Here is a 3010-nt window from a genome sequence, read left to right as displayed (position 1 = left end):
CGTCCGGTCGACCCGCCCGCGGGCGACACCGCCGCTCCGGTCGACCCGGCGCCACGCCCCCGGCACCTCGCGCTGCCCGACCTGGGCCGCCCGCCGGCTCGGGACACCCTCGCCGACAGCGAGGAGCCGGTAACTTCCGCCTCCGACGTGATCGGACCCGTGTGGGCCCGGCACGCCACCGATGCCCGCGGTGAGCGGACCGAGGCCCGTCACGCCGACGACCCGAACGACCAGAGCCCGGCCGGGGACGGCGACGGCGAGGAGTCGCGTACCGGGAAGTCCCGGGCCCGGCGTGGCCTGTTCCGGCGGAACCGGGGCCGGGGCGACGAGGAGACGGCGACGGACCGGAACGACCGCGAGTCGGAGCCGGTACCGGCGCACGACGAGGAGTACGTCGACTGGGTCACCGGGCTGAGCCGCCCGGCGGAGAAGGATCCGGAGGGGCGTCCCCTGCGGACCGGGCGGCACCACCGGGACTGACCAGCCGGGCCGGGCCGATCTCGACCCGGCCCGGTCCACTCACGACAGTGGCAGGTAGACCCGGCCGCCGGAGGAGACGAACTCCTCGGACTTGTCCTTCATGCCCCGGGCGGCGTAGTCCTTCAACTCCTGGGTGATCTTCATCGAGCAGAACTTCGGCCCGCACATCGAGCAGAAGTGGGCGGTCTTCGCCGGCTCGGCCGGGAGCGTCGCGTCGTGGTACGACCGGGCGGTCTCCGGGTCCAGCGAGAGGTTGAACTGGTCCTCCCAGCGGAACTCGAACCGGGCCTTGGAGAGCGCGTCGTCCCACGCCTGCGCACCAGGGTGCCCCTTGGCCAGGTCGGCCGCGTGCGCCGCGATCTTGTACGCGATCACGCCCGCCTTCACGTCGTCCCGATCCGGCAGCCCCAGGTGCTCCTTCGGGGTGACGTAGCAGAGCATCGCGGTGCCGAACATGCCGATCATCGCCGCGCCGATCGCCGAGGTGATGTGGTCGTACGCCGGCGCGATGTCGGTGGTCAGCGGGCCGAGCGTGTAGAACGGCGCCTCGTGGCACCACTCCTGCTGGCGGTCCACGTTTTCCTTGATCTTGTGCATCGGCACGTGCCCGGGGCCCTCGATCATCACCTGCACGTCGTACTCCCAGGCGATCTTCGTCAGCTCGCCGAGGGTACGCAGCTCGGCGAACTGCGCCTCGTCGTTGGCGTCCGCGATCGAACCCGGCCGCAACCCGTCACCGAGGGAGAAGGTCACGTCGTAGCGGGCCAGGATCTCGCAGAGCTCACGGAAGTTGGTGTAGAGGAAGTTCTCCTCGTGGTGCGCCAGGCACCAGGCCGCCATGATGGACCCGCCGCGGGAGACGATCCCGGTGACCCGGTCCACCGCGAGCGGCACGTACGGCAGCAGCACCCCGGCATGCACGGTCATGTAGTCGACGCCCTGCTCGGCCTGCTCGATGACGGTCTCCCGGAACACCTCCCAGCTCAGCTTCACCGGGTCACCGCCGACCTTCTCGAGGGCCTGGTAGATCGGCACGGTACCGATCGGCACCGGCGAGTTCCGGACGATCGCCTCTCGGGTCTCGTGGATCCGCTTTCCCGTGGACAGGTCCATCACGGTGTCCGCGCCCCACCGGGTCGCCCAGGTCAGCTTCTCCACCTCCTCCGCGATGGACGAGGTGACCGCCGAGGTGCCGATGTTGGCGTTCACCTTCACCAGGAACGCCTTGCCGATGATGGCCGGCTCGCACTCGGGGTGGTTGACGTTGAGCGGCAGCACCGCCCGCCCGGCCGCGATCTCGTCCCGGACGAACTCCGCTGCCACGCCCTCCCGGACCGCCACGAACTCCATCTCCGGGGTGACCACGCCCGCCCGGGCGTACGCGAGCTGGGTCGGGCGTTTCCCGTCGGCGCCGGCCAGCGGGGTGCCGGCACCCCGCACGGGAGCGACGCCCCCGCGAGCGGCGATCCACGGCCCGCGCAGCGCCGGCAGCCCCACCTCCGGGTCGGAGCCCGGGCCGGAGGTGTCGTAGAGGCGTACCGGGGGGTTGTCCCCGGTCAGCTCCACCTCGGCGAACGACACCCGGACGTCCGGCCGTGACCCCTCGACGTAGACCTTGCGACGTGCCTGCATGACAGCCTCCCTGGTGATCAAGCGGACCAGCCGAAGTGGTCCAGCGGGCCGCTCCCGGCGCCCAGCTCCCAGTCCCGCGCGCCGGTCAGCGCGCGGGTGACGTACTCCTTGGCGGTGGTGACGGCGACCGGCACCGGGTCGCCCAGCGCCAGCCGCACGGCGACCGCGGCCGAGAACGAACACCCGGTGCCGTGGTTGTGCCGGGTGTCCACCCGGGGCGCGCGCAGCAGCGTGGTCGTCCCGCCGCCGTGCAGCACGTCCACCGACTCGCCGGCCGCGTCTACGTCGCCGCCGGTCACCACCACGTGCGCCGGCCCGCCCGCGGCGAGCGCCTCGGCGGCGGCGACCATCTCCTCGACCGTGGTCACCGGGCGTCCGGTGAGGGCGGCGGCCTCCGCGCAGTTCGGCGTGGCCACCTCCGCGTACGGCAGCAGCCGCTCGACCGACCCGACCACGCCGAGGCGGTGCCCGCTGGTGGCCACCAGCACCGGGTCGACGACGAGGTGCGGCAGCCGTCCCGCCTTCGCCGCCCCGGCCACCGCGTCGGCGATCGCCGGGGTGCCGAGCATGCCGGTCTTCACCGCCCGCACCTGGAAGTCAGCCAGCACGCTGTCGAGCTGCTCGGTCACCGTGCGGGGTGGCAGTGGCAGGACGGCGTCCACCCCTCTGGTGTTCTGCGCGGTGACCGCGGTGACCACGCTGGTGCCGTACGTGCCGAGGGCGGCGAAGACCTTGAGGTCGGCCTGGATGCCGGCGCCTCCGCCGGAGTCCGATCCGGCGATGGTGAGCAGGACGGGCGGGGTCATCGGCGGGCCCCCGCGGCGCAGCCGCGCAGCAGCCCGGCGGCCGCCTCCGCCGGGTCTCCGGCCCGCATGACCGCCCCGAGCACCGCCACCCC

2 protein-coding genes and 1 pseudogene are annotated in these 3010 nt (G+C 73.0%); 1 reads left to right on the top strand and 2 read right to left on the bottom strand.

The genetic code is table 11. The annotated features are described in order from the left end of the window. Positions 1-480: pseudogene (locus DKL51_RS29265) on the top strand (hypothetical protein); the annotation flags it as partial. Positions 481-519: 39 nt separating this feature from the next. Here the strand turns inward: DKL51_RS29265 and thiC are convergent. Next, the gene (gene thiC, locus DKL51_RS29260) at positions 520-2112 is read right to left on the bottom strand and encodes a phosphomethylpyrimidine synthase ThiC (RefSeq protein WP_109943270.1); all 1593 of its coding nucleotides are present in this window, start codon (positions 2110-2112) and stop codon (positions 520-522) included. A 17-nt stretch (positions 2113-2129) separates the two neighbouring features. Continuing rightward, the gene (thiD, locus tag DKL51_RS29255; protein WP_109943271.1) at positions 2130-2918 is read right to left on the bottom strand and encodes a bifunctional hydroxymethylpyrimidine kinase/phosphomethylpyrimidine kinase; all 789 of its coding nucleotides are present in this window, start codon (positions 2916-2918) and stop codon (positions 2130-2132) included. Positions 2919-3010: the final 92 nt, after the last annotated feature.

Source organism: Micromonospora globispora (assembly GCF_003857015.1).
Classification (GTDB): domain Bacteria; phylum Actinomycetota; class Actinomycetes; order Mycobacteriales; family Micromonosporaceae; genus Micromonospora; species Micromonospora globispora.
The sequence above is the reverse complement of the archived record's forward strand: the minus strand, read 5'-3'. Positions and strand labels throughout refer to the sequence as shown.